The 19062-nt window shown below is 68.3% G+C and carries 14 protein-coding genes and 4 pseudogenes; 7 read left to right on the top strand and 11 right to left on the bottom strand.

Annotated features, from left to right (window positions below; genetic code table 11):
* Positions 1–32: 32 nt before the first annotated feature.
* The 3 pseudogenes from AS594_RS45590 to AS594_RS36965 form a co-directional block, all read left to right on the top strand.
* Positions 33–131 (top strand): annotated as a pseudogene (locus tag AS594_RS45590) (IS5/IS1182 family transposase); the annotation flags it as partial.
* Between the two features lie 138 nt (positions 132–269).
* A pseudogene (locus AS594_RS36970) lies at positions 270–1473 on the top strand (IS256 family transposase).
* Between the two features lie 592 nt (positions 1474–2065).
* Positions 2066–2516: pseudogene (locus AS594_RS36965) on the top strand (PucR family transcriptional regulator); the annotation flags it as partial.
* Positions 2517–2937: 421 nt separating this feature from the next.
* Here the strand turns inward: AS594_RS36965 and AS594_RS36960 are convergent.
* From AS594_RS36960 to AS594_RS36935, 6 genes and pseudogenes are all read right to left on the bottom strand, one after another.
* Positions 2938–6315 carry a pyruvate carboxylase gene (locus AS594_RS36960; RefSeq protein WP_069931741.1) on the bottom strand — a complete coding sequence of 1126 codons (3378 nt, stop codon included), beginning with the start codon at positions 6313–6315 and terminating at the stop codon, positions 2938–2940.
* A 537-nt stretch (positions 6316–6852) separates the two neighbouring features.
* Positions 6853–7696: pseudogene (locus AS594_RS36955) on the bottom strand (DNA-3-methyladenine glycosylase family protein).
* On the bottom strand, positions 7581–8681 hold the full coding sequence (locus AS594_RS41980) for a DDE-type integrase/transposase/recombinase (RefSeq protein ID WP_079148907.1): 1101 nt from the start codon (positions 8679–8681) through the stop codon (positions 7581–7583). Before AS594_RS41980 ends, AS594_RS36955 begins: the two are co-directional and overlap by 116 nt.
* A gap of 206 nt (positions 8682–8887) precedes the next feature.
* Positions 8888–9271 (bottom strand): transposase, encoded by a 384-nt coding sequence (locus tag AS594_RS45585; RefSeq protein ID WP_069936076.1) that lies wholly within the window; start codon positions 9269–9271, stop codon positions 8888–8890.
* A 338-nt stretch (positions 9272–9609) separates the two neighbouring features.
* Entirely contained in the window at positions 9610–10155 is a 546-nt protein-coding gene (locus AS594_RS36940; protein ID WP_069931739.1) for a thioredoxin family protein, read from the bottom strand.
* A 182-nt stretch (positions 10156–10337) separates the two neighbouring features.
* Positions 10338–10580: a Helicase associated domain protein gene (locus AS594_RS36935; RefSeq protein ID WP_069931738.1), complete on the bottom strand. Its 243-nt coding sequence runs from the start codon at positions 10578–10580 to the stop codon at positions 10338–10340.
* A gap of 88 nt (positions 10581–10668) precedes the next feature.
* Here AS594_RS36935 and AS594_RS41975 point away from each other — a divergent pair, with 88 nt between their 5' ends.
* Positions 10669–11592, top strand: a complete 924-nt coding sequence (locus AS594_RS41975) for a pentapeptide repeat-containing protein (RefSeq protein ID WP_079148511.1) — start codon at positions 10669–10671, stop codon at positions 11590–11592.
* Positions 11593–12283: 691 nt separating this feature from the next.
* Here the strand turns inward: AS594_RS41975 and AS594_RS36925 are convergent.
* From AS594_RS36925 to AS594_RS36915, 3 genes are all read right to left on the bottom strand, one after another.
* The gene (locus tag AS594_RS36925) at positions 12284–13636 is read right to left on the bottom strand and encodes an IS110 family RNA-guided transposase (RefSeq protein WP_069774610.1); all 1353 of its coding nucleotides are present in this window, start codon (positions 13634–13636) and stop codon (positions 12284–12286) included.
* Between the two features lie 239 nt (positions 13637–13875).
* Positions 13876–14625, bottom strand: a complete 750-nt coding sequence (locus tag AS594_RS36920) for a transposase (RefSeq protein ID WP_240509340.1) — start codon at positions 14623–14625, stop codon at positions 13876–13878.
* Between the two features lie 148 nt (positions 14626–14773).
* A complete protein-coding gene (locus AS594_RS36915; protein ID WP_069934042.1) occupies positions 14774–15232 on the bottom strand; it encodes a hypothetical protein in 459 nt (152 codons plus the stop codon).
* 162 nt (positions 15233–15394) lie between these two features.
* Between AS594_RS36915 and AS594_RS36910 the strand changes: the two genes are divergently transcribed.
* Entirely contained in the window at positions 15395–15586 is a 192-nt protein-coding gene (locus AS594_RS36910; protein ID WP_069774645.1) for a hypothetical protein, read from the top strand.
* 738 nt (positions 15587–16324) lie between these two features.
* Here AS594_RS36910 and AS594_RS36905 read toward each other — a convergent pair.
* Positions 16325–16675: an ATP-dependent DNA ligase gene (locus AS594_RS36905; protein WP_069931735.1), complete on the bottom strand. Its 351-nt coding sequence runs from the start codon at positions 16673–16675 to the stop codon at positions 16325–16327.
* A gap of 245 nt (positions 16676–16920) precedes the next feature.
* Here AS594_RS36905 and AS594_RS36900 point away from each other — a divergent pair, with 245 nt between their 5' ends.
* Complete coding sequence (locus AS594_RS36900; RefSeq protein WP_069774455.1) at positions 16921–17121, top strand: hypothetical protein; 201 nt, start codon at positions 16921–16923, stop codon at positions 17119–17121.
* Positions 17122–17260: 139 nt separating this feature from the next.
* Positions 17261–18649 (top strand): GNAT family N-acetyltransferase, encoded by a 1389-nt coding sequence (locus tag AS594_RS43475; protein ID WP_240509339.1) that lies wholly within the window; start codon positions 17261–17263, stop codon positions 18647–18649.
* Here the strand turns inward: AS594_RS43475 and AS594_RS48180 are convergent.
* Positions 18574–19050, bottom strand: a complete 477-nt coding sequence (locus AS594_RS48180; RefSeq protein WP_079148510.1) for a transposase — start codon at positions 19048–19050, stop codon at positions 18574–18576. The genes AS594_RS43475 and AS594_RS48180 overlap by 76 nt on opposite strands.
* Positions 19051–19062: the final 12 nt, after the last annotated feature.

Below are 19062 nucleotides of genomic sequence, written 5' to 3'. Positions count from 1 at the left end.
GTCCTATGTGGTGCTGGTTCGTTGGACTCGGCATGGGGCGGGGTACGTGGAGTTGGATTGTTCCGGACGGGCTGTGGGAGATCGCCGAGCCGCTGATCCCGCCGTCGAAAGTGCGCCCGCAGGGCGGCGGACGCGGGAGTGTCTAATCAACGGCGGATCTGATGATCAAGGAGATGCGTCTGATGACGGAGACCGCCGTGGAGAACGAGCAGGCCGGGCAGGTGGTTCAGGCACCGTCGAGTGCGGTGTCGGACGAGCAGCTCGTTGCGATGCTCGTTGACCGTGCCCGCAACGAGGGTTTGCAACTGACCGGGGAGGGCGGGCTGTTGCAGCAGCTGACCAAGCGGGTGCTGGAGTCCGCCCTGGAGGGCGAGATCACCGATCACGTCGGCTACGAGAAGCACGATCCGGCCGGGAAGAACAACGGCAACAGCCGCAACGGGACCCGGGCGAAGACCGTGCTGACCGATGTCGGCCCGGTGGAGGTGAGGGTGCCGCGCGATACCGCCGGCAGCTTCGAGCCGCAGATCGTCAAGAAGCGGCAGCGGCGTCTGACCGGCGTCGACGAGATGGTGCTCTCCTTGTCCGCGAAGGGCCTCACTCACGGGGAGATCTCCGCTCATCTCGCCGAGGTCTACGGAGCGGAGGGTCCAAACAGACCATCTCCACCATCACCGACAAGGTCATGGACGGCATGGCCGAATGGCAGAACCGGCCCTCGACCGCGTCTACCCCGTCCTGTTCGTGGACGCCATCAACGTGAAGATCAGGGACGGGAAGGTCGCGAACCGTCCGATCTACGTGGTGATGGCGGTGACCGTGGACGGCACCCGCGACATCCTCGGCATCTGGGCCGGCGACGGCGGCGAGGGCGCCAAGTACTGGCTGCACGTGTTCACCGAGCTGAAGAACCGCGGCCTGGACGACGTGCTCATGCTCGTCTGCGACGGGCTCAAGGGCCTTCCCGAGGCTGTGGAAACCGTCTGGCCTCGCACGATTGTCCAGACGTGCGTGGTTCACCTGCTGCGCAATTCGTTCCGTTACGCCGCCCGCCAGGACTGGGACAAGGTCGCCAAGGCACTCAAGCCCGTCTACACCGCACCCAGCGAGGACGCGGCGACGGAGCGGTTCCTGGAGTTCCAGGAGTCCTGGGGAGGGAAGTATCCGGCGATCGTGAAGCTGTGGTCGGACGCCTGGGCCGAGTTCGTGCCCTTCCTCTCCTTCGACGTCGAGATACGCAAGGTCATCTGCAGCACGAACGCGATCGAGAGCGTCAACGCCCGCATCCGCAGGGCCGTCCGCGCCCGCGGGCACTTCCCCAACGAAGCCGCCGCTCTGAAGTGCATCTACATGGCGCTGATGAGCCTGGACCCGACCGGCAAGGGCCGCAAGCGGTGGACCATGCGCTGGAAGGCGCCCCTGAACGCCTTCCAGATCGCCTTCGAAGGCCGCCTCACCCCGAGCAACAACTGACCTTCAACAACCAAGATCAGCCGTTAAGTTGACACACCCGGCTCACAAAACCGCAGGCCAGCCCCACGCTACGAGCCAGGGAAGACCGTGAAACGAGCCGAAACCCTCACCGAACACGTCCACCTGAAACAGCAGCCAGGTTAAAGATCAAGCTCAGGCCGTGCGGCGACTGGGCGCATGAAGGAGTCTGAGTGAGGACGAGTTCGAGGTCGTGGGGCTGGACCGCCACCGAGACTACGGTGTTGGGTTTCGTCCAGCGCTTGTAAGCCTGGGTGGGGTCGATGGTGAAGCGTTCCGGATGGGTGGTCTGAGGCGCGCCGCTGCTTGTGAGGAGGGATGATCTGGGTGGCTGATAAGCCAGCGCAGGTTGCCCTGACTGGGACGTCGGTCATCGGAGCGTCTCTTCGGGGCGGGTTCCACCAGCGGCCGCACCGCGTCGGCGGCGAGGCGGCGTGGGGTCGGCCTGTCGGGGGAGTGGGCGGCTTCTGGTCTCGGCACCTGCCACAACGCCTGTTACTGACGGGCAGAAACGGCGCAGCCGTTCCCACTCCGCTTCACTCGGATCACCCCGGCCACAGGACGAACGCCCCGGTCCGGCGCGATCGGCCCGTCGGTTCCCCTGACACAGGCCGCCACGTCGCTGCGCTGGGCCGAGGCCGCCGTCACGATGATCGAGCAGGGGCCTTCTGCCGCAAGGGCGGCTCCTGCACTGCGGCGAGCACGTCGAAGCCCTGGTGCTGCTGCCCTCAGGTGAGTTGATCGACGATCTGGCGCGGCGGCGGCTGGCCCATTTGGGCGACAGCGGCGGCCCCGCGCACGCCCACCGTCTCGCCGAGACCCTGCTGGCCTCGCTGGAAACGCGAGGTAGCGCGCCGGAGGTGGCCGCCCGGCTCGGAGTCCACCCGCAGACCGTGCGCTACCGGCTGAGACAGCTCCGTGAGTTGGGGGGCGAGGACCTGGACGACCCGGACCGCCGCTTCGAAATGGAACTGGTGCTGCGCGCCCGGCGGCTGCGCGGTGATCTCGTCCCGCCGCCTGAGTGACCGGGGTTACCCTGACGGGCTGTCGGGCCGGCCCGCCGAAGAACCGCGTCGCGGCCGTACCCGGGCGGTCAGGTCGGAAGTGGATGAGCGGGCGCCGGTGCGCCAAACGAATTTTGCACATGGGCGGGGTGCTGGATCTCGCGTGATGCCCGGCGGTTCCACACGACGGGCAAAGGGCCCCGACACCCACACCTCTCGAGAACGAGGCCAGTGCCCATAGCGCCAGGTCAACGCACGCGTAGCGCGACCTTCGCGTGTCCGTGCCGGTCAGGGACATTTCGAACATTCAGGGGTCAACAAAAGGTCAGCATTGGCACCCGAGGCGCAGCGATGGGGGGCGGACGGCCGGCCAACTGCTGTACGCGGGCGGCCGGCCCAGGGACTCACCCGGGCCGGCCGCGTACACCCGCGCGAGCGGACGTCAGCCGATCTCGATGAGCAGATCGCCCGCCTCGACCTGCTGGATCTTTCCAATCGCCAATCGCGCGACCGTGCCCGCGCACTGGGCAGTGATGGAAGCCTCCATCTTCATCGCCTCGATGGTGGCCACCGTCTGACCCGCCGACACCGTAGAGCCCTCCTCCACCTGGAGCGTCACGACACCGGCGAACGGCGCGGGGACATGCCGGTCGTTGCCGCGGTCGGCCTTTTCAGCGGCCTTGACCTCGGTGGCGACGGACTTGTCCCGCACCGACACCGGGCGCAACTGGCCGTTGAGCGTGGCCAGCACCGTACGGAAGCCCCGCTCGTCGGCCTCGGAGATCGCCTCCAGCTCGATCAGAAGCGTGACACCGGCCCCGAGCGTGACCGTGTGCTCGGTGTCCGGCTCCAGACCGTAGAAGAAGTCCTGCGTGGGCAGAACTGACGTATCGCCATAGGCCTCGCGGTGGGCTTCGAACTCCCTGGTCGGGCCGGGGAACAGCAACCGGTTCAGCGTCGCCCGCCGCTCCCGGCCCAGTCCCTCGCGGTCCTCGTCCGACAAAGTCGGGGTCTCGGCCTGCGCAGGGCGGCCCTTCAGTGCGCGGGTACGGAACGGCTCGGGCCAGCCGCCGGGCGGGTCGCCCAGTTCGCCGCGCAGGAATCCGATCACCGAGTCCGGAACGTCGAACTTGCCGGGGTCGGACTCGAAGTCGGCCGCCTGTACGCCGGCTCCGACCAGGTGCAGGGCGAGGTCTCCCACCACCTTGGAGGAGGGGGTCACCTTGACCAGCCGGCCCAGCATCCGGTCGGCGGCGGCGTAGCAGTCCTCGATCAGTTCGAAGCGGTCGCCGAGGCCGAGCGCGATGGCCTGCTGACGCAGGTTCGACAACTGTCCGCCGGGGATCTCGTGGTGGTAGACGCGCCCGGTCGGCGAGGCGAGCCCCGACTCGAAGGGCGCGTAGACCTTGCGCATGGCCTCCCAGTACGGCTCGAGTCCCCCGACCGCGTCGAGCGAGAGCCCGGTCGCGCGCTCGGTGTGGTCGGTAGCCGCCACGAGCGCCGACAAGGAAGGCTGGCTGGTGGTGCCCGCCATCGAGGCGACGGCGGCGTCGACGGCGTCGACGCCCGCGTCGATCGCGGCGATCAGCGTCGCGAGCTGTCCGCCCGCCGTGTCATGGGTGTGCAGATGGACCGGAAGGTCGAAGCGCTCGCGCAGTGCGGTCACCAGGGTGCGGGCAGCGGGCGGCCGCAGCAGGCCGGCCATGTCCTTGATGGCCAGTACGTGCGCGCCGGCCTCGACGATCTGCTCCGCGAGGCGCAGGTAGTAGTCGAGCGTGTACAACTGTTCGGCCGGGTTCGACAGGTCCGCGGTGTAGCACAGGGCGACCTCGGCCAGCGCGGTGCCGGTGGACCGGACGGCATCGATGGCGGGACGCATCTGCGAGACGTCGTTGAGCGCATCGAAGATCCGGAAGATGTCCATGCCGGTCGCCGCTGCCTCGGCGACGAAGGCCTCGGTCACCTCGACGGGGTAAGGCGTGTAGCCGACGGTGTTGCGCCCACGCAGCAGCATCTGCGTACAGATGTTGGGCACCGCCTCCCGCAGGGCCGCGAGCCGCTCCCACGGGTCCTCGGCGAGGAATCGCAGGGCCACGTCGTAGGTGGCACCGCCCCAGCACTCCAGGCTCAGCAGCTCCGGTGCCGTGCGAGCGACATGCGGGGCGACGGCCAGCAGGTCGCGCGTCCTCACCCGGGTGGCGAGCAGGGACTGATGCGCGTCGCGGAAGGTCGTGTCCGTCACCGCGACGGCCCGCTGCGCACGCAGCTCCGCTGCGAACGCCTCCGGGCCGAGCGCCGCGAGGCGCTGCCGGGAGCCTTCGGCGGATGCGCTGCCCAGTGAGGCGGGAGGGAGCTTGGCGGCCGGGTCGATCACCTGGGGACGCGGGCCGTGAGGACGGTTGACTGTCGTCTCGGCCAGATACGTGAGCATGCGACTTCCGCGGTCGGCCGAGGGGCGCGCCCGGATCAGCTCCGGATGCTCGGCGATAAAGCTCGTCGTGATACGGCCTTCGCGGAAGCCGGGGTGGTCGAGCACGGCGCCCAGGAAGGGCAGGTTGGTGGCGACTCCGCGGATACGGAACTCCGCGATCGCACGCCGTGCGCGACGGGCCGCGTTGTCGAAGTCGTGGCCGTGGCAGGTCAGCTTGACCAGCATCGAGTCGAAGTGGGCAGACACCTCGGCGCCGGTGTGGACGGTGCCGCCGTCGAGCCGTACACCGGGGCCGCCCGGGGAACGGTACGCGGAGATGGTGCCGGTGTCGGGACGGAAACCGTTGGCGGGATCCTCAGTGGTGATACGGCACTGCAGGGCCGTGCCCGTGAGGACGATGTCGTCCTGCGTCAGGCGCAGTTCCGGAAGTGTCTTTCCCGCGGCGATCCGCAGCTGCCCGATCACCAGGTCCCGTCCGGTGACCTGCTCGGTGACCGTGTGCTCCACCTGGATACGCGGGTTCATCTCGATGAAGACGTGGTTGCCGCGCTCGTCGACCAGGAACTCCACGGTCCCCGCGTTGACGTATCCGATGTGCTTGGCGAACGCGACGGCGTCGGCGCAGATACGCGCGCGCAGCTCCGGGTCGAGATTCGGCGCGGGCGCGATCTCGATGACCTTCTGATGGCGGCGCTGCACCGAACAGTCACGCTCGTACAGGTGCACGACATTCCCGTTGGCGTCGGCGAGGATCTGCACTTCGATGTGGCGGGGGTTGATGACGGCCTGCTCCAGGAAGACGGTGGCGTCGCCGAACGCCGACTCCGCCTCACGCATCGCCGCGTCGATCGCCTCCCGCAGCTCGCCGGGCTCGGCGACGCGCCGCATTCCCCGCCCGCCGCCGCCGGCGACCGCCTTGACGAACACCGGGAACCCGATGGAGTCGGCCGCGCCGATCAGCGTCTCCACGTCCGTGGACGGCTCCGACGACTTCAGTACGGGAACCCCGGCCTCGCGGGCGGCCGCCACCGCGCGGGACTTGTTCCCGGTGAGATGCAGTACGGAAGCCGGAGGGCCGACAAAGGTGATCCCGGCCTCGGCGCACGCGGCGGCCAGGTCGGGGTTCTCCGACAGGAAGCCGTATCCGGGGTAGATGGCGTCGGCACCAGCCTTGCGCGCGGCCTTGATCACCTCTTCGACCGAGAGATAGGCCCGCACCGGGTGGCCCTTTTCGCCGATCTGGTAGGCCTCGTCGGCTTTGGCCCGGTGGAGCGAGTTGCGGTCCTCGTAGGGGAAAACGGCCACGGTGGAGATGCCGAGCTCGAACGCCGCGCGGAAGGCGCGGATCGCGATCTCGCCCCGGTTGGCGACCAATACCTTGCGGAACATCAATGTCCCCTGTCGTGTGCGGGCGGGCGGCCTCAAGGTGGCGATGTCATCCCGTGTACCGGGATCGGCATCCGCTGTTCCCGTGGACGGTACCGATCAGTAGCGGTGGCGTCGATCTCCGACCGGCAGGAGCTACGTCACGCCGGTCGGAGATCGACGCCACACCGAGCTTCCGGCCGAGGGCACGGCCGCGCAATTCAAAGCCATGACTACCTTCCCCCAGCGGGACAGGCTGCCCGTCCTGTTCGCGGGCCTGCGTTCGCCGCCGACGGCGTCACCACGGACGAGAACCCCAGCTGCTTCGCCACTCCGAACCTGGCGTCGGGCTACGGGGCTGCCGACTGGTCGAAGAAACCCCGCTGCCCCTCCAAGCACTCAGCCTCACCCGAAACACCATGGTCCTCACAGACGCGCATGGCACCTGCGCCTGAGCGCGCACCCCTCGCCACGACCAAACCGGGGCCGCCGTCACCCTGTCTGCCGACCCCCGCTCTAACCATGAACACGCAGCTGCACGCTCATGGAGCCGGGTGCCTTTCACAGGCGCGCGATGTGTCCAAGGGGCGCTCGGGGTTCGCGCCGGGAGGGAATGCCTCCGCTGAGCATGATGAGTCGGGCGGCCCGATGGCGTTGCCCGGCATAGGGCGCCAGAAGTTCCAGCATGTCTGCGTCGCCCAGGCCGCGGCGGCCGGTGAGGGCGTAACCGACGTGTCCGGGCAGGTGCAGGTCGCCAAGGGTGAGGGCGTCAGGTGCGCCGTTGGAGCGCTGTAGCACCTCTGCGGCGGTCCACGGTCCGATCCCGGGCACCAACTGAATGCGCCGCATGGCGTCGGGCAGGTCCATGCCGGCGGCCTCTTCCAGCCGTGATGCGCAGCGGCAGGTCCGCACGATTGCCGACGCGCGTTTGTCTTCCTACGCACGCCCGATGCCACTCCCAGGAGGGGATCCTCGCCCACTCCTTCGGTGTGGGTGGGACGCGCATGCCGTCCGGTGCGGGCCGGGCGGAATCTCGCCGTAGCGGAGCAGCAGCCGGCGCCAGGCCGCGAACGCCTCCCGAGTGGAACCTTCTGCTCCAGCACACTGGCGACCAGCGTCTCAATCACCAGCCCGGTCCGTGCCAACCGCAATCCAGGATGACCGTGCGCGGCTCGGGCGACGACGCGATGACGAGGAACGAAGAGCCCGGGATCGTCCTTCGCCCCCAGCAGCGTGGGCACATCTCCAGCGCCCAGCCGGCGCCCGGCCCCCACGCCTCTCCCACCACCTCACCGCCCGACCGGCCAATCCGCAGGCACACCGTCCCCTGCGGTGTGCGGAAGACGCGCCACAACGCGCCGTCGGCCCAGCGGAAGGCAGGGTCGCGGCCGCCGCGCTGCAGCACCGAGAGAGTCAGGCGCAGATCGTACGGGCCGGACGGATCGCAGCGGCGCTCGGGCATGGGCCCATGCTAGGACCGGCCGCTGGCAAACCGGAACATCTGTGATGTCTGGGGCACCATTGATCGGCGCCCCGGAAGATTTCAAGTCCAGTGAGACGTTTGTGATGCTATGAGATCTGTGGTGTAGGTTCCCTGCGTTTGGCGGGGTCGTTGATCCACGCTTGCCGGGGTATTTCGGGTGGTGTGGGGCGGCGGCCGAAGCGTTCGGGGTGGCTGGTGTAGGCCGCGGCGAGGGTGACGGCGCGCTGGTCGCGGACCTCTTCGGCGGTGCCGAAGTGGACACTCGCAGGTGTGTGCCAGCCGATACCCGAGTGCCGGTGCTCATGGTTGCAGTACGACGTGAACGCCTCGAACCACTCGCGTGCGTGCGCCAGGGAATCGAACCGTTCGGGTAGTCGGACATGTACTTGGTGGTCTTGAACTGGGCCTCGCTGTAGGGGTTGTCGTTGGAGACCTTCGGCCGGGAATGGCTGCGCGTGACACCGAGGTCGATCAGCAACTGGGAGACCTTCTTGGACGTCATGGAGGTGCCCCGGTCGGCGTGGACGGTCTCGGGCACGATGCCGTTGCGGTCGATGGTCTCGCGGATCAACTCCTCGGCACGCTCGGCTGATTCGGCACGCTCCACGGTGTGCCCGACGATGTAGCGGCTGAAGATGTCGATGACGACGTAGGCGTGGTACCAGATGCCCTTGGCCGGTCCGGCGAGCTTGGTGATGTCCCAGGTGAAGACCTGCGAAGGGGCGATGGCCACCAGTTCGGGCACCGCCCTGGCCGGGTGGGTGGCCTGACGACGCCGCTCGCCGGACTGCCCGTGCTCGCGCAGGACCCGGTACATCGTGGAGACCGAGCAGTGATAGCGGCCGGCATCCAGCTCACGGGCCCAGATCTGCGCCGGCGGCAGCTCCGCGTACTCGGCACTGTTCATCAACTCCAGTACCGCTGCACGTTCTTGGTCCGTCAGGGCCGAGGGCTGTGCCTGGACGTGGGAGCGGGCTGCGCGGGGTGCCGGGGGCTTGAGCCGACGGTAATGGGTGGCCCTGGAGCGGCCGGTCAGCCGGCACGCGGCCGTGATGCCCAGCCGGTCCCCGACGCCGGTGAACGCGGTGTCGAGGACCGGGTCGGCGGCGTGCCTCAGTCCGCGCTCTCGGAGATCATTTCCAAGAGCGCAGAGGCTTTTCCCATCACCTCGAGTGCGGCTTTGTTCCGGGCCAGGTCCTTTTGCAGCCGCCCCACCTGCTGGCGCAGCTTCTCGTTCTCCACCTCCGCAGCGGACTTCCTCGTGCGGGCCGGGCTGGTCCGGCGGTCGACCAGGCTTTCCAGGGCCCCGGCATCCCGGGCAGCCCGCCACTCCTTGACGTGCGAGTGGTAGAGCCGTTCCCGGCGCAAGACCGCGCCCTTCTCGTTCCTGGGCGCGGCGTCATACTCGGCGACGATCCGAAGCTTGTACTCCGAGGTGAACGTACGACGCTTCGGCCTCGGTGCCGGGTCGGACCCGACGGGCTCAGTGCTTGGCATACGGGGCGGTTCTCCTGTCGTGCCCTCTCAGGCTAAGCCCGCAGAACGGGGCATCTCACCCAAGGCTGACAGAGAGGGTCTCGCCGAGTTGGCAGAGGCGACGTTCACTCTTCACTACGCCTCGGGCGAGGAAGATCTTGCCATACGCTCTCATCGGGCTAGGGATGCGGCTGACAGCGTGGTGGACACCATCGGGCGCTTGGTCCGCTCCTGAGACCCCCCTCTGGACGAGCGCCGATGAGATGGGCGGTGTGGGCAGAGGTGAAGCCCACCCACCTTTGAGTCTCTTCCTGTCACGGATGGCCGGCTCGGCCTGCCCTCCTCGAAGAGAGCGGTGATCACTCTCGCCACTTGATGGAGCAGCCCATGCTCGGTCGGTGGGGTTCAGGGACCGGCTCACCGGCCAGGACGTGAGTGATCGCGGCGTCCAGTAGTTCACCGGTGACCGGTTTGCCACTTCCCGGTGTGGACTCGTCCATCGCTCCCCGGTAGGCCAACCGGCGCTGGGCGTCGTAGAGGAAGAAGTCCGGCGTGCAGGCGGCCTGGTAAGCCCGGGCGACGCTCTGGTCGGCATCTACCAGGTACGGGAAGGTCCAGCCAGCCCGCCCGGCCTGCTCAGCCAGGCGTTCGGGCCGGTCGTCCGGATAGGCGTCGGCGTCATTGGCGCAGACGCCCACCACCGCCAGGTTCGGGTACCGGGCGAGCAGCCTGCCGAGCCCGGCCTCGACATGGCGCACGTAGGGGCAGTGGTTGCACAAAAATGCGACCAACAGCCCAGGAGTGGTGGCAAAGTCGTGACGGCGGACAGTCCGGCCGACCAGATCGGGAAGCGCGAAGCCCGGCGCGGGCGTACCCAGGGGCACCATCTGTGACAAGACAGCCATACTGCCATGCTACGAACTTCGCACCGCGTATCCGAGTCGGCTCACCCTGGACCCGCGCGACTCGCCAGGGTCGGCCCGGCGCTGGCCGCGGGTCGGCGCCTTCCGGGGCACGTGGAACAGGGGTACTCGGTGACCACCCATCCGCACACAGGCACACCGGCGCGGGCTTCCTTCCCGCGCCGCTACGGCCAGTGGAGTCCGAGGTCGGCCAGCGCCTGGAGTTTGTCCTCCGTGAGCTTCGCGCGCCTGGATTTCGTGTTCGACAGAAATACCCCGAGCTTGACCTCTGTCCTGTCTTCCAGGTGCTCTACGTGGCTCCTGGGGGCGGTCAGGGAGCTCGCGCGGTTCTTGTACTGCGCCAGCGCCGCAACGCCCCGCTCGAACGCCCCGGAGCCGCGGCCCAGCTTCTCGATGCAATAGACCACGCGGGAGGGTCTGGTGGAGCAACATTTGCGGCCCCGAAGTCGCTATCTTCTGGAGCGACAACGGCCAGGGTCAAGTTTGGGAGTCTTCATGCCGGGTTGGCTTGTTGTGTTTCTAGCCGTGTGTGGCGCAGTTATCATCTTGCTGGCCCTCTGGGGCTTGGTGTTCCCTCGGAGACTTGCCCCACGGCTGAGACACGAAGAGCTGACAGACCTGAGGGAAGTAGAAGGGCTAAGCAAGAAGGATCCTTTCGAGCTGGCAGACGCTCGCCTGCGATTGCAGAATGACTTGCGTACGACAGCGCTGCAGGCGGTTGGTGGCTTGGCCGTTTTGGCAGGTGCTGTTCTTGCTTTTGAACAGCTCCGCGAAGACGGTGATCAGGCTGCCGATGCACAAACGCTGACCCGGCAAGGACAAGCGAGTGAGCGGTTCACCCGTGCCATCGATCAGTTGGGAAGTAGCCGCCCTGAAACACGAACGGGTGGGGTGTACGGGCTGGAGCAGGTCGCGAGCCAACACCGTGAAGACAACCGGCTCGCAGTTACCGAGGTCCTCGTGGCATTTCTGCACCGCCGAGCAGCGCACTCTGATTGGAACAGGGATTGTGGCCTTCCAGCACGACTTGGCACTCGTGCACCCGACTTGCAGGCTGCCATCACGGTGATTGGACGTCAGGAATCCGAGCGAGCAGACCCTCTGCTTGATCTTTCACGTCTTGATCTGTCGCGTGCCGACCTGAGAGAGGCCAAGCTGCAGAACACCAACTTCTTCATCACCGACCTCCATCGCGCAGATCTAACGGGAGCGGATGTCAGCAGAGTCAATGATTCCCGTGAAGAAGCTGCGAATTTCAGTAGGGTGAATCTCTGTAAAGCAAAGCTTGTGGGAACTAACCTCTCTGGAGCCAATCTTTCTACGGCATACCTCCATGGAGCCCAGGCAGATAAGGAAACCATCTGGCCGCGAGGGTTCGATTGGCGCGATGCGGGAGTCCTGTGCAAGAACTGTTCGTGATAATTCGCCCTCTTCTGAAGGGCAGCCCCCTGTCGGGGACTGCGGGTGCGGCCCGGACCTGGGAGCCCGGCGACCCCGGACCCCGTCCGTACGAACCTGACTCGGCCCATCTCATGCGGACCACCGCGTCACTGGAGGCCCTGGTCAGGTACATCCGAGAGAGCCCAGAGGCCTCGGCGGAGATGCGCGCCAGCAGCAGCGACCCCGAGCTGTACCTACGCCTCACGGAAACCGCTGCCCGGAGCGGCTCCGCCTGCACATGGTGGAGGACCCTGGCGTGGTGCTGTGGCTGCAGTCCACCCCTGTAGGCCGGGAGGTACTCGCGCGGGTGGAGTTGCAGTACGCCTTGGATGAGCCTGATCGTGCGGTCGCCGAAGAGGCGATCCGTACGGCGCCGACCGTCGAGATCGCTCGGGTCGCGGAGAGCCTGGTTCGCGCAGTGGGTCACGGCACACGAGCGGCATGCCACGTACGCGGCGTCCCGGGAGCGCGCGGCCCGGGCGGAGTAGACGCGCTTGGCGATGCTGGAGGCGTTCCAGCGCGCCCGGCTCGAGGACCGAGGCGACGGTGCCTAAGACCGTATGTGGTGAGTCGGGCGAGAAGCTGAACGGAAAATCCCCGTTTCTCCGGGCAGGCGGGAGCGCCGTACGGCGGAGCCGGACGGTTTCTCTGTGGGTGGGGGTGACTGAGGTCAGGCCACGATAGTGGGTGCGAGGGTGACGTGGTGGCCGAGGGCCTGGAGCTGGCGGACGAGGTCGCGGGTCTTGCGGGCGGGATTGAGATGGCGCTGGTGCCAGTCGGTGCCGAGTTCCTGGTATCGGGCGTCGGGGTCGTTGATCAGGTGCCAGGTGATGACGAGGATGGAGCGGGCGACGGCGACGAGGGCTTTGGCGTGGCCGCGGCGTTTGACGATTCTGCGGTAGCGAGCGCCGAGGAAGGTGTCGGTGCGGGCAGCGGCGTTGGCGGCTTCGCCGAGGGCGCCCTTGAGCCATGGGTTGCCCTTGCCCGCCGGGCCGGCGGTGTTCTTCGCTCCGGACTGAATCGTGCGGGGGCACAGCTTCGCCCACGAGACGAGGTGTTCGGGGGTGGGGAAGCGGCTCATGTCCAGGCCGATCTCGGCGAGGACGATCTGGGCGGTGGCGGGACCGATGCCGGGGACCGCATCGAGACGCTCGGCCAGTTCCTGCGCGGTCACACCGTCGCGGACAGACGGCCCGCCGGTGTCGTCCCCGTCCGACGGCCCGCCGGTGTCGTATGGAGCCGTGGTCTGTTTCATGAGGTCGGCGATCAGCCGGTCGAGTTCCTGGACCTGCGTGGTGAGGTGGTCGACGGTGCCCAGCAGCACGCCCAGCAGGCGGCCGTGATGTTCTTCGAACTGCCCGGTGAGTGCCTCGGCCAGGGCCGGCTTCTTCTTCACCAGGCTCCCTCTGGCGAGATCCGCCAAAGCTCGGGGGTTGCGTTCACCGGCGGCCAGGGCATCGAGCATGGCCCTGCCGGACAGACCGAAGAGGTCGGAGACAACGTCGGACAGCTTGATCTGCGCGTCCTGCAGGGCCTTGTCCACCCGGTGCTTGTGCCGGGTGCGTTCCTGGATGAACACTGTGCGGGTGCGGGTGAGGTCTCGTAGCTGCCGGACTGGCTTGGGCGGTACGAACGAAGCGCGGACCATGCCGCGTTCGGCGAGCTTGGCCAGCCAGACCGCGTCGAGCTTGTCGGTCTTCGGCCGGCCGGGGACGTTCTTCACATCACGTGCGTTGACCAGCCAGCATTCCAGGCCGCGGGCCTCCAGGAGGTAGAAGAAGGGCCGCCAGTAGCTGCCCGTCGCCTCCATCACCACCCGCTGGACCCCCTGGCAGACCAGCCGGTCGCCGAGTTCGAGGATCGCGTTCGTGGTGGACGCGACCGTCCAGACCTGCTGGACGCGCCGGCCTTCGATGGTGTCGTGCGGGATGCGCAGGCACACCATCCCGGTTGCCTTGGCGATGTCGATCGCCGCGACCCGGGCAACACTTCCGTCGTCGTGGTCGTCTTTGGACTCCTCCATCGTCTTCCTCCCCTTGGGCATTGGTGCGGGCGGGGGCTGCCCGGGGAGCCTGAGGGGAGACGGAGAAGCTGAACGGCGTGCTCGAGACGACAGTGTGCGGCCCCTCGGACGGCTCCCTCACCAGACTCCTATGCGGGCTCACAGCCCAGACATCGATCGGCGTCGGCGGACAGCCCCCGTACCGATTTTCACGCCCGCGAGGCGTCATCCGCAGGTGAACGGCTGACTCCTATAGATAGTCAAGTGGTCTGTGGGAGCGTTCGTGAGGTGTGGATCACGTGAGGTAGGTGGCGGTAAATCTCGCGGGCGACGAACCGTTTCAGACAGCGCATGATGTCCTTTTTGACCATGCCCTCTGCGGTGCGTCGGGCGACGTACTCCTGGGTGCGCTGGTCGCATTTTATGCGGACGAGGACAATCGTGTGCAAGGCGTTGTTGGCCGCGCGGTCGCCGCTCCGGTTGAGCCGGTGGCGGTTGGTGCGGCCGGAGCTTGCGGGGACAGGGGCCGCTCCGCAGAGGTGCGCGAAGGCTGCTTCGGAGCGGAGCCGGTCGGGATTGTCACCCGCGGTCGTCAGCAGCTGGCCGGCGGTTTCGGGGCCGACCCCGGGCAGCGCGACGAGCCGGGGTGCGGCCAGGGTGACCAGCGTTCCGATCTCCTTGTCCGCATCCTTGATCTCCTCGTCGAGCACTTGGTAGCGGCGCGCGAGCCGCCGGAGTGCTGTCCTGACCGCGCAGGTAGGGGCGCCGAGGTCACCGGTGGGACGGGAACGGGCGAGTGTGTCGATCAACTCGCGTGCGGACAAGCCGCGCAGTTTGTCGCGTACTTCGGAAGGGGCGGTGACGATGAGGGTACGGATCTGGTTGATGGTCTGGGTACACACGGCGATCAGCCCCTGGCCGATCCCGCGTCGCGGGTGCATGCCCGCGCCGTCAAGGTGGGCGGCCGGATGTGGTCCCGCCCCCTGACTCTGCTCGTCCGAGGAAGTCACACCCTCATGGCGCTCCCCCGGGAGCCCGGGCGGACAGGGGGCGCGAGAAGCACATGCGCTGCCGGCCGGTAGGAGGGTGAGGGCCCTGGGGTGGGCAGGGCCCTCACGACGCGGGTCTGCGGGGGCGGATATGTCTGGGGGGCAAGCTTCAAGAACCCGCGGTAGTAGCTATGGCCTGCGCTGACGTCTTGGTCGTCTCCTGAGCCCGGCGGCTCGATCGTGCGTAGATTGGAGGTGCAGGCGGTCGCGTGTCGCGAAGGACGCCGCGGCACCATCCGCCGGTGGCGAGTTCGGCGGCGGCGCGGCGGATGTGCACGCTGGCGCGGTCCGCGGGTCGCAGGTGGCGGCGGGTGATGCGGGCGAGCAGGCCGGGGCGGGCGAGCTGCTGGGCCGTGGCGGTGGCCTTCTGAGAGCGCTCGACTTCAGCGACGCCGGCGGCCACGAGGGCCTTGATGTCGAAGCCGTGCTCCGCGGCCGGGGCGGAAACCGGCGACGCGGAGAGGGGGTTGGCCGGGCTGCTGATCGGGGTGATCTGCTTGAGCCACGCCTCTACCTCGTCTCCGAGAAGACGGGAGCTGGACTCGATCTGCTGGAGCGTTGCGGTCATGATGGGGGTCTCCGGTTTCTCTGTTAGGGGTTCCGGGGGCCCGGGGCGGCCGATCGCCCTTGTCCGGTACTGACGGCCGCCCCGGGGCGAATTCACAGGCAGCTGCAAGCAGCTCGGCTGAAGGTCACCACCATCGGGTGGACCGGCAGCCGCCACGGAACCATGGTCGCCGTCCGGGACAGACGTGAAATCTTCAACGAGTACCGGGCCGTGGTCGACGAGGCGATGAACGACAAGCTGCTCGCGGCGCTCCACATGGTGTGGGGCGAACCGGGCGCGGCGCCCGTGCAGCGTGGCTCGGTCCCGCTGATGACGCAGGAGTTTCGCGCGGCCGTCGCCTCGCATGACACCTGAACCGGGCGGCCCGGCGGGGCGGGATGGCGGCGGCGCTGTGGCTCGGTCTGGACGGACTCCCACCTGACCGTGGCGGGCGCACCCTCAGCACCGAGGCCGCCGAATCGACCGCCAGGCCATAAGTTTTGCGCAGGCGCGTTGTCGGCGCGCGCTGAGGTCACAGTCGTGGTGGGATCGACGGTCATGGACAGGGCAGAGCACGATCGCAGCGGGGGAGTGGGGCGGCGGGCGCAGCGCCGACGGGCGCGCCTTGCCCTGGCAGGCCGGGCAAAAGACGCATCCGACCTCGCACTGCTTCTCGACATGCTCGCCCTGCGGCCAGAGCTGGACGGGGATGAGAATGCCAGCTGTGCGGGGACGGATCTGGCGGGGTTCAACGACGCTGTCTGAGGACGGTGGGGGCCGCAGTGCCCGTGCCGCGTCATTGCGGCGGTGACGTCAGACGAAGGGACGTGGCCCGGCAACGGCCCGGCAGCCGTCCCTACGGGCGTTGCAGGGACAGAAGGGAGATACCTGCCCATGGTCGTAACCGAGATCTCCCCCATGGGGGTGATGCTGCCTCCGTACACCCAGGCTGATCAGACCGGTGTGCGGCGTCCGATCCAAGCCGACCGGCCCCGCCGGCCAGCCCCAAGCCCCACATCACCCCGCCATGCTGAGCGAGGCGCTGGAAGGCCGCTCACCAGTGGACGCCGGTTGGTGGCAGGACGTGCGCGGCCGTACGACGGCCCCCGCCACCTAGGCCCGCGACGGTCGCAAGTGCGCGGGCCACTGCTCGGCAAGCCGCCCCGCACCGGCGCCGCGCCGCTGCAACCGCCCTTGCAGCCGCTCGAATGCGGTCCTTCCGGACTCCCACGCCACCAGCTCCCCGTCCAGCGCCGTCGCATCCGGCAGCTGCAGCGTGGCGGCGCAGACCTCGGGGAAGGAAGGGGCGAGGTCCGCTCCGTTGCGCGAGCGCAGCACCACACGTCCGGCGTCCACGGACAGCATCGCCCGCCATCCGTCCCACTTGAGCTCCGCAGCCCACCCAGGGGGCAGCCCCGGGTCGGACACAGGGGCGGCGAGCATGGGGTCCGGCAACGTCCACATGCGCTCATGCCTCCCCACCGACCGCTCACAGGTACCGCGCACAGTCGCGCGCCGCACAGCCCGGCTTCGAAGGTGCCCCCATGCCCGAGGCCCGCACCGCTCTGCGGAGCGTCGCATGGTCCGCTGCAGTGAGGGGTAGTGCTGTCGGCGTGAGTCGCCAATGGATCATTGCACCGGAGCCTGCAGATACCCGCACCACCTCACCGGGCATCGCGCCTGCCTTGCCGCGGCAGCCGTTGGGGACGGTGGCGATAGACCTCCTGCCGTGGGAACTGCGTGTGGGTGACGTCGTTCCCTTCGACGACCACATCGGCAGGCCGATCGCCGACATACACGCCGTGGGCCCCGGCCACCGCGCCCGACGCCTCATCCTGGCCGGCCTCCCACCCCTGACCACACGCCGCAAACTGCGCATCTACCGCGCCACACAGCGCCTGAGCGACTGAACGGCGCCCCGACCGCCCGGCTGACCCAACACTGCGGCGCGGACCGGTCAGCTGCCGCCAGCCCAGTAGATCGGCCTCACGCCGCCGTCCCCGCTGAGCTGCTGGACAGAAAGGGGCACGCGCGGCCATGGTCGAAACCGTGAGCCCCGCACGCGGCATGAACCTGCGCCCGTACAGCCCGGCCGACGCGCCGGCCGTCCTGGTCCTGGTCGAAGCGGACCGGATCCCCGGCCAGCCCCGCACCACCCCCGCCATGCTGAGCGAAGCACTGGAGGGACGCTCGCTTGTGGATGCCGGTTGGTGGGCCGAGCTGAACAAGCCGGTGACCCAGGTGGCCGTCAACAGGGCCGGGGCTGTCGTGGGCGTCGTCTCGTACGCGCCCCGCGCAAGGGACTACACGGGACAGCTCCTGTGCCTCCACTGCCGCGAGGACGAGACGACCGCCGACGCGTTGCTCCACCACGCCCTCACCGCGCTTCCTGCCCGGCGGGTCGAGGCGTTCCAGTTCGCTTCGGCCCTGTCACTCGGCCTGGAGGCTCTGCCGGTCGGCCACCGCCCCGCCACGGTCCGAGCGCTGGAACAAGCCGGGTTCACCGGTAAGCGACTCTGGCGGTACATGCGCGCTGATCTGCCCGCCCCCACACTGCCGCGCCTGCCACACGTTCACATCGGCCCCGACCCCAGCGACAGCAGCAGGCGGCGACTGGAAGTCCGCCAGGACGGCAGCACCGTCGCCGAGGCGGTGATCGGGTCGCCCGTTCAGGGGGTCGGTGTGCTGTGGTGGATCGAGGTGGCCGCCGACACGCGGAAACGGGGTCTGGGCCGGGCGATGCTGGGCTCCGTACTCGACGCGCTGACCGGCCTCGGCGCCAAGGAAGCGATCCTTTACGTCGATGACGACGCGCCCCCCGGCCACGAGCGGGACCGTACCGCCGCTAACCGCCTCTATGAGAGCGCCGGGTTCGCTGAAATCGACCGGCTCCACTCCTACACCGTTTCAGGCACGGGACTCCGGGGAGGGGGCCGGTCGGGGTGTGCGGGCCCGCTCCAGCCAGGCACGCATCTTCACCAGTCGCGTTCGCTGGCGAACGAGGACGGTCTTGTGCTCCATCGGGACCGGCGGCCGTCCGTTCGCTCCACGACGTCCTGCCGCCCGGTCCTCTCGGACTCGGAGCTCGTACTTCTTCAGCTTCTCCTGGTGAGCCTCGGTCTCGGCGGCCAGGCGCTTCTCCGCGCGAGCCACCATCCGCTCGGCGGCTTCGACTTTGATCCGGATCTCGGTGGGCGAAGGCTTGGCCCGTTCATGCAGTCTGTCCCTGGCCAGGTAGGCCCGCGTGAGCCGGTCGCACAGCCGGGACAGGCGAGGCCAGTTGTCGCACGCGTCATCGCCATTGCCCTGTGCTGCCGAGCCATCGGCCTCGACGCTCAGCGCGCGGTCTACTGCATCCTCCATCAGCGCGTGGATCTTTTTCTCGCACTGGGAGATGGTCTCCTCCAGGCGCTGGAGCCGCTGGTTGGCGTCGCGTGAGGCGTTCGCCTCCATCGGTGAGCCGTCCACGGCCACCGCCGAAAGATCGACCAGGCCACGTCGTCCGCACAGCGACAACACCTGCACGAACAGCGCAAGGCGGCACGGTGACGTCGTACGAACTGCGCGACGGTGGAGTGGTCCACTCGCCGGTTCGCGGTGATGATTCGGCAGCCCACGTCGTCCCAGCAAGCCTGCTCGATGCGACGGGAGGAACGCACTCCCTTGCTGTAGCAGTACAGGAGCAACGCGATCAGACTTGCGGGAGCGTACGCCGTCCCACCCTGCCCGTCGTCACGGTAGCTGTTCTCGAACGCCGACAGGTCAAGCAACTCGACAACGTCGAGCACCTTCCAGCACAGGTGCTCGGGCGGCAGCCACTCCCGCACATCCCGCGGCATCTCAAGATCACG

This window comes from Streptomyces agglomeratus, from assembly GCF_001746415.1.
Lineage (GTDB): Bacteria > Actinomycetota > Actinomycetes > Streptomycetales > Streptomycetaceae > Streptomyces > Streptomyces agglomeratus.
Note: the sequence above shows the minus strand (reverse complement) of the source record. Positions and strands in the feature narration are given on the sequence as shown.

Coding starts and splice junctions, on each gene's coding strand:
- AS594_RS41975 (WP_079148511.1), top strand. CDS start 10,669: ATGCCGGGTTGGCTTGTTGTGTTTCTAGCCGTGTGTGGCGCAGTTATC.
- AS594_RS36910 (WP_069774645.1), top strand. CDS start 15,395: ATGGTCGCCGTCCGGGACAGACGTGAAATCTTCAACGAGTACCGGGCC.
- AS594_RS36905 (WP_069931735.1), bottom strand. CDS start 16,675: ATGTGGACGTTGCCGGACCCCATGCTCGCCGCCCCTGTGTCCGACCCG.
- AS594_RS41980 (WP_079148907.1), bottom strand. CDS start 8,681: ATGAACAGTGCCGAGTACGCGGAGCTGCCGCCGGCGCAGATCTGGGCC.
- AS594_RS48180 (WP_079148510.1), bottom strand. CDS start 19,050: ATGCCGCGGGATGTGCGGGAGTGGCTGCCGCCCGAGCACCTGTGCTGG.
- AS594_RS36960 (WP_069931741.1), bottom strand. CDS start 6,315: ATGTTCCGCAAGGTATTGGTCGCCAACCGGGGCGAGATCGCGATCCGC.
- AS594_RS36915 (WP_069934042.1), bottom strand. CDS start 15,232: ATGACCGCAACGCTCCAGCAGATCGAGTCCAGCTCCCGTCTTCTCGGA.
- AS594_RS36925 (WP_069774610.1), bottom strand. CDS start 13,636: ATGGAGGAGTCCAAAGACGACCACGACGACGGAAGTGTTGCCCGGGTC.
- AS594_RS45585 (WP_069936076.1), bottom strand. CDS start 9,271: ATGCCAAGCACTGAGCCCGTCGGGTCCGACCCGGCACCGAGGCCGAAG.
- AS594_RS36940 (WP_069931739.1), bottom strand. CDS start 10,155: ATGGCTGTCTTGTCACAGATGGTGCCCCTGGGTACGCCCGCGCCGGGC.